The organism is Shewanella sp. SG41-4 (genome assembly GCF_014164505.1).
GTDB lineage: Bacteria > Pseudomonadota > Gammaproteobacteria > Enterobacterales > Shewanellaceae > Shewanella.
In genome coordinates this window covers 22,899-29,859 of sequence record NZ_JACJFI010000026.1, presented here as the reverse complement: position 1 = coordinate 29,859, position 6,961 = coordinate 22,899, and the positions used below count along the sequence as shown (strand labels likewise).

Annotated in this window: 7 protein-coding genes; 1 reads left to right on the top strand and 6 read right to left on the bottom strand. The window is 41.8% G+C overall.

The window, feature by feature from the left end; translation table 11 throughout:
* The 5 genes from H5202_RS04585 to H5202_RS04565 all read right to left on the bottom strand — a co-directional run.
* On the bottom strand, positions 1-221 hold a 221-nt coding region (locus H5202_RS04585), incomplete at its 3' end, for a hypothetical protein (RefSeq protein ID WP_182771011.1).
* 474 nt (positions 222-695) lie between these two features.
* Positions 696-974: a hypothetical protein gene (locus H5202_RS04580; protein WP_011639067.1), complete on the bottom strand. Its 279-nt coding sequence runs from the start codon at positions 972-974 to the stop codon at positions 696-698.
* A gap of 196 nt (positions 975-1,170) precedes the next feature.
* A complete protein-coding gene (locus H5202_RS04575) occupies positions 1,171-2,292 on the bottom strand; it encodes an alpha/beta hydrolase (RefSeq protein WP_182771010.1) in 1,122 nt (373 codons plus the stop codon).
* Between the two features lie 44 nt (positions 2,293-2,336).
* Complete coding sequence (locus H5202_RS04570) at positions 2,337-3,110, bottom strand: SDR family oxidoreductase (protein WP_259397183.1); 774 nt, start codon at positions 3,108-3,110, stop codon at positions 2,337-2,339.
* Positions 3,111-3,196: 86 nt separating this feature from the next.
* Entirely contained in the window at positions 3,197-4,663 is a 1,467-nt protein-coding gene (locus H5202_RS04565; protein ID WP_182771009.1) for a flavin-containing monooxygenase, read from the bottom strand.
* A 233-nt stretch (positions 4,664-4,896) separates the two neighbouring features.
* Between H5202_RS04565 and H5202_RS04560 the strand changes: the two genes are divergently transcribed.
* Positions 4,897-5,898, top strand: coding sequence for an AraC family transcriptional regulator (locus H5202_RS04560; protein WP_182771008.1), 1,002 nt, complete (start codon positions 4,897-4,899; stop codon positions 5,896-5,898).
* A 69-nt stretch (positions 5,899-5,967) separates the two neighbouring features.
* On the opposite strand, the gene H5202_RS04555 is transcribed toward H5202_RS04560, so the two are convergent.
* Positions 5,968-6,573, bottom strand: coding sequence for an excalibur calcium-binding domain-containing protein (locus tag H5202_RS04555; RefSeq protein WP_182771007.1), 606 nt, complete (start codon positions 6,571-6,573; stop codon positions 5,968-5,970).
* Positions 6,574-6,961 lie beyond the last annotated feature (388 nt).

The window sequence follows — 6,961 nt, the reverse complement described above, 5'->3', positions numbered from 1 at the left end:
TGTTCAGCTTTTTTGATGGTACTGACTAATTCATCTGTATATGAATAAAGTAAATTCACCTCGCGCTGTTCAATAGTCGACATGTCGATGGGATGCAAGATTGGTTGTGTATGATTATTTTGTTCAACTCGATATTTTTGAGCTACCTTATTTTTAATATCAACCACGATGATGTAAGGCAGCGTAAACTCTACAGCCTCTTTTAGGGCAGTTTGACTCATAGATAATTCTGAACAATCGTTACAAACCAATGCCTTAACGCTTGCGAAAACATTTGTAGATAATCCACACGCGAGCAGCGCGATACAAAGCTTAAATAACATCCATTTCATCTACAAAATCCTTATTTAACGAAAGTATAACTATAATAAAGCAAACAATGAGAGCTGTCGGTCAGAGTCAGTGGACAGATTAAGCTTTTTAATAATGATTTGGAATGGATAAAGAAGGGGGAATATATTTTTACAACTCGTTCAAGATAAGCAAATTGCTATTTAGTTAACAAGATTTGTGCCATTTAAAATGCTTCTTGAAGTGAATTTAGGATTAAATGCTGTAGTGTTTTATGGCTGCAAGCCTGTTCGCTAGCAAACTTCACCAGCTTTCAAATACCGATTTTTATAGGTTAGAATTTATAAAAATAAGTATTTGAATGTGGTCAGCCATCATCATTAACAATGGCTGTTGATGGGGTTTTACTGAGCGGTATCAGTAAATTCAGCTTGAACCTTGTCTAATTCTTGCTGATTTTTAAGCTCAACTTGTTGCTGTTTTTTAATGCTGACTTCTTCTACTAGTGCCGCTTGTCTTTCTTTAAGGCTGTGTTTCTCATCTTTGGTCAGAAACTTAAACGCTTTTTCATTGGCAAGTGCATACGCAACGACATCTTCGCCTTTTACTCTGCGTTCATCCACTCGTTTTGAAAAACGATCGTTATCTCGAGCTTTACGCTCTTCGGCATTTAACTTACTCATTGGTGTATCCTCATTAGTTAATCACGGTAGGGTTCACTACGCTCAGTCAAACAAATGAGAATTGCACATTCATAAAGCTGATCGGCGCATTTTAGCATAAGTTGGCTTGTTAGCCTGTAATACATGGCGTCTGAGTAAACTTTATCATCTGTTGGTGGTTTCTAGAGTCGGTTCTGCTGTCAGTTCCCTATAACTATCATTCATTAAAGCTGTTTAATGCCATTGCGATGTCATGAGTGGCTTGTTTGGCGCGCGGGCTGAGTTTTGTGATTGAAATAAAGCCATGCATGCAATCGTCATAATGTTGGTGTTGTGTATTGATGCCTGCCACTTTTAGGCGCTGGGCATACGCAATGCCATCGTCCCTTAATGGATCGTAACCTAGGGTTAAGATGTAACTTTTTGGTGATTCACTAATGTCTTTTGCTTGTAGTGGACTCACTAATGGCAGAGTGACTTCGTCGAGAGAGTTTAAATATTTTAACCTGAAATAATCCATTAAATCGCGGGTGAGTATTAACTGTTTATTGAAACGGCGATAAGACTCGGTTAAGCCTTGTAAATCTACCATTGGGTAGATTAAAAACTGAAATGCGGGTGTTACTTTTGCCTGTACTGGCAGTGATGTTTGCAGTGAATGTAAACCGATGATACATGCTAAATACCCACCTGCGCTGTCACCACCCACGCCTATGTGCTGTGGATTAATATTAAGTTGTTGATGGTTAGTGTTGATATAGTTCCACGCCTCGATGGCATCACAAATCGGGATGGGGAATTTATGTTTTGGAGCCAGTCGATAATCGACTGAGATAATGTTCATGTTGCCATGTTTAGCCAGATAGCGGCAAAAGTGATCGTGAGTGTTAATACTGCCAATAACGCCGCCGCCACCGTGAAAGTACACTAAGGTTTTTTGAGGTTTGGTGGCGCTAGGATGGTAGATGCGAAGCTTTATTCTGTTAGCGATGGTATGGCTGCTATCGCTGGCGCTATGTTCGTTCAAAGGAATAGTGCCCAAAAGAGGAGTGCCAGTACTCACCGGGATCGTTAAATTGATCACCTTATCCATTTCAATTTTAGTCAGCCCAAGTACTCGGTCCATCGCTAGAAATACATATCTGAATAATGTGACTGGCAACTTGTATAGCGGCGCTAATGATAACCACTTGGCGACCATTAATTGTTTCGCTTCAAGCTTGGGCGCTTGTAGACGTTTGCCTTGTAGCGGCTCGCCTTGCAGTGGTTCGTTTAGTGATGGCTTGTCAGTTGATGATTTGTCTTGTGATAATGGTGTTGGCTTATTAACGTTATCCATTTCTATAGCCTTTTATTATTGTTAACTGATTAGAACCGCATGTTTTATCGACTTAGCCACTTCATCGCTAGGCGATTGATAAATGCCGGTGATACGTTACTTAATCTATGCAATAGGCCATAAAAAACACTGACTGTTCTATGGGTTTTAGGGTGTTTCACTTGTTTATCAATCACAGCGACTACGTGTTCAGCGGTGATATTCACGCCGAGTCGTTGCATGACTTTGGCGCTGTTTTTCTGTGCCTTAAGCATATTGGTTGCCACAAAAGGTGGCATAACATCGCATACACTGATGCCGTACTTTTTCCACTCAAGTTCCAGCGCCTCGGTCAGTGCTTTTACGGCAAACTTACTGGCCGAATAGCTGGCTAATTCTGGTACACCATAATCGCTACTGGCTGATGACATGTTGATAATAGTACTTGTGCCGGAATTTTTTAAATATGGCCATGCAGCATGACACAGATTCATGACCCCGATGACATTGACACTTAATGTGCGCTGATGATGTTCGATAGGGATGTCTTCAAAGGGGCCTATTTCCAATATGCCGGCATTATTAACTAATATTGCCAAGCAGTTATTATGTTCCGCACAAAATTTAGCCATGGCGTGTTGTACTTGTGAAAAATCACTGACATCTAGCTGAAACAACCGTACTCGAGTTCTGTCCCATATTTCGGTGGCTTGTGTTAATTGCGCCAAATTGATGTCGGCCATACCGACCCAATAGCCCTTTTTGTGAAAGTGTTTTGCCGTCGCTAAGCCAATGCCGGAAGCTGCGCCGGTAATAAATATAGTATTTTTATTCATCATAAACCTGGTTGTTTCTAGTATGAGTCAATCAGCACGAGAGAATCAATACGGGTGGATATGTAAGGGTGAAAAGGTGGATAAGCCAACTAAAATGATCGGGTATTAAGGTGTTCCATCTGCGGCTGTTTCATTTCATCAACCCATCGCTGCCAAGTGTAGGGCCATAAAATTGGGTCGCCATCGGCATCTAAATACCAACTTTGGCATCCTCCAACCCAGCTAGTGCCCTTTAACCCTTCCTTTACGTAGGCATTAAAGTCGTCAATGGCTTGTTGCTTGGCTTCAAACTCATCAAATTCATGCTCACGCCATTTATCGATCAGTTTAATAACGTAGTCAGTTTGAACCTCGCTCATGGCGATAACGGAGAAGTTACCAATAGGTGTGTTGGGGCCGAGCATTAAAAAAAAGTTAGGGTAGTCGCTGAGTAACATTGATCGATAGGCTTTGATTTTATGAGCCCAGGCTTTATCAATGTGCAAATTGTTGCGCCCAATGAGATTCATGGGGCGCATAAAATTAAATGCATTAAAACCTGTCGATAACACCAATACGTCTAGCTCATGGTGTTTACCGTCTTTAGTGATAATGCCTGTTTCAGTTATGCGCTCAATGCCTTCTGTTATTAACTCAGCATTGGTTTTTTGAATGCCTTTATAAAAGGTGGTGTTGATAATGACCCGTTTGCAGCCTACTTGATAATGAGGTCGTAACTTTTCGCGTAAGGTTTTGTCTTTAATGCTTAATCGTAAGTTAGCTTTGCACAAAAAATTTAACGCATGCTTTTGGATAAAGTGCCCCGTGACTGCTTTGGTAAAAAAATGTTCTAGAAAAAACTTGCCCATATTGCGATGAATTTTGGTGATGATGGGAAAGCGAGCCATTAACTTTCGGCTGGTTTTTGAAAAAGTAAAATCGGGCAGATGCATTAGCCATTGTGGTGTGCGCTGAAAAACTGAAACCTTAGCTCCGGTTTTAATTAGTTCGGGTATGGCCTGTGCGGCCGTTGACCCAGTACCGATAACTCCAACACGGGTAGAGGCGGATATGTCTACATTGTGATTCCATTGGGCGGTATGGAATGTTGTACCTTTAAAATCTTTTAATCCAGGAATGTCTGGAAATTGTGGATGGTGCAAAATGCCGGTGGCGCACACAATAAAATCAGCGATGTAGGTTTGCTGTTGGCTGGTTTTTACCGTCCATTTGCCATTGGCATATTGTGCATCGGTAACGGCTTCGTTAAAACGAATGTCTCGTTTAACATCATATTTATCTGCTACGTGCTCAAAGTATTGTTTAATCTCTGGTCCATGGGCAAAAAAGCGGCTCCAATTTGGATTAGGTTCAAATGAATAGGTATACATGTGAGCGGGTACATCACAGGCAGCTCCAGGGTAGGTGTTTTCTCGCCACGTTCCGCCCACGCAGTCTTTTTTCTCCAGTACTACAATATCGGTGATGCCAGCTTGGCGCAGTTTAATGTCCATTAAGATGCCCGTCATACCTGCACCAATGATCACCACCGAAGGATTTCGTTTAACTTGGGTCATGATGCCCTCTATTCTTGTTATGGTTATTTATTAACGTGCTTGGTTGTTGTTAGCTTTTGTTATTAGCCATCTGTATTTTTACTTGTTCCGTTGAGCATTAATTTCTCGATAGCGGATCATTCAACAGTTGTTAATAAATTGTATTATCTATCCAGCATAGGAAACTATTGTTCATTGATCTACGCGCTAAAGGGACGTATATTTGTGATTTTAAGACATGGCAGCCTTCAGTTATGACATTTCGCAGCATTACCAGTGTGCAAATTATTGTGTCCTATGGCATTGAGCTAGGAATTGACCAAGATCTGTTGCTGCAAGGGTCTGGTTTGGTGGGCGCCCAATTAACCGATCACGATCAACTGGTTGAAGGCAAACAAGAATTACAGGTGTTAAATAACCTGATGCTCAATACTTCATGCCCATTCAAGGTCGGAATGGAGTTAGGTTGCCGTTATCACCTGACCAGTTATGGCATCATGGGCTATGCCCTATTGGCGAGCAGTACTGCGAGAAAGGCGATTGAATTAGGCTTACGTTATTTAGATTTAACTTATGTTTTTTCACAGATAACATTAACTGAGCTTAAAGATGATTTATCTCTAAGGTTCTCATGTGACATTCCCGGTGAGTTAGGTGAACTAGTGCTAGTAAGAGACATGTTGGGCGCTGCGATGATCCAACGAGAAGTATTTGAAAGTAACGACTTACCGATAAAATTGCAGTTTACGTCGCCTCAGCCCGCAGGCTTGTCACTCGAAGGTATAAAGCAAAAACTGGGTGCTGAGATCCAATTCAATGCCAACTATAACGGTTTTACTGGATTAGCACCGCTATTAGATTTGCCTTTGATAAAAGCCAATGAAGCCACCGCCAGACTATGTGAGGCGCAATGCAACCAGCTACTGCAACAAAAGCAAAACTGGAAACCTGTTGCTAAGTTGGTAAAAGACACCTTAGTACACTTAGGCTTAACAGCATCAATGGAGGATATCGCCCAGCATTTGGCTCGAACGACTCGCACTTTGCATCGTCAACTAACACTAGAACAAACCAGTTGGCGCCAAGTGCGTGACGATGTGCGTTTTGGCATAGCCGAAGCGTTATTATTAACGCCGATGCAACTTGATGAAATAGCCGAACGCCTTGGTTTTAGTGATGGGGCCAATTTTAGCCACAGCTTTAAGCGCTGCAAAAATATAACCCCAAGCCAGTATCGAAAGCAGGCGAAAAAATAGCGATAGCCGCCTGTGCCAAATAGATAAAGGCTAGCCAGAACCTGCTTTCTATGACTCATTCCTTAATGTTTAATTACAGAACTGCCTTTCACATGGAACTCCGTCCCCATCGCCATCCATTTCAGTTCCTGGACAGTTACGGGTATAAAAGGTTGCTTCTGCACATGAGCGCATTTGGCTACAGTGTGTTTTACCAGCTTCGCATCTGAACTGTGGTTGTAGATTGATTGAGCTTGGTTTTGATACGGTTGGTGTCCACTCCATCTGTTCAACATCTGCATTGGTGAGCACTGGCGTGGAGGTCATTTTTTGATATTGTTTATAACCGAAAATACCAACCCCAAGCAGGATAATAAGCATGATTACGCGGCCAAGCACGGGACTTGAACGGTAGTTTTCATCATGATGAGGTGGGTTGTTTCGATGATGTTGACCAGTGTGAGAAGCTGGACGGGTTGTGTTAGAAACAACAGCCACGCCTTCAATACTGGCTTTTACGGCTTTGACTTTGCCATCGGGTTGGTTCTCGCGATGAAATAGTATCTCATCACCAACAATAGGCTTTCTGGCCATGTGCTTTAGGGTTGAGATGTGAATAAAGACATCTTGATTATCACCGGTTTCTGGCTTGATAAAACCAAAGCCTTTGTCGGTGTTCCAACGAACCGATACCAATCCGCATTGAAGTTTGCTCTTTTAGCGAAAATTATTAGTGTGCTATTCGAGGCAGTCTTTTGAAGGCATGGTTGCTCCACGTCAAAAATGACTAACAAAGAAGAGTGCGCTAATAAATTCGCCCTTCGGGGCGGTGTCACAACACCAATTACTACCTCAAATGCCTTTAATGTAGCAAGCTACACCAGCAGTCATTTGAATTGTACTTGGCACTGTGACGCCGCCTAAAATAGATCACACTTCAATAAGGATTGGTATAATGCCTCTTTCCATGGCGATACCATTCCTTGATAGTCATTAAGTTAATAAAAATCATGATGTAGAATCATGCTTTTAAATCAGTAACATAATACCTATAACTACAGTGTTTTAGCCAGTTATTTGATTG

Coding starts and splice junctions, on each gene's coding strand:
- H5202_RS04580 (WP_011639067.1), bottom strand. CDS start 974: ATGAGTAAGTTAAATGCCGAAGAGCGTAAAGCTCGAGATAACGATCGT.
- H5202_RS04560 (WP_182771008.1), top strand. CDS start 4,897: ATGACATTTCGCAGCATTACCAGTGTGCAAATTATTGTGTCCTATGGC.
- H5202_RS04575 (WP_182771010.1), bottom strand. CDS start 2,292: ATGGATAACGTTAATAAGCCAACACCATTATCACAAGACAAATCATCA.
- H5202_RS04565 (WP_182771009.1), bottom strand. CDS start 4,663: ATGACCCAAGTTAAACGAAATCCTTCGGTGGTGATCATTGGTGCAGGT.
- H5202_RS04570 (WP_259397183.1), bottom strand. CDS start 3,110: ATGATGAATAAAAATACTATATTTATTACCGGCGCAGCTTCCGGCATT.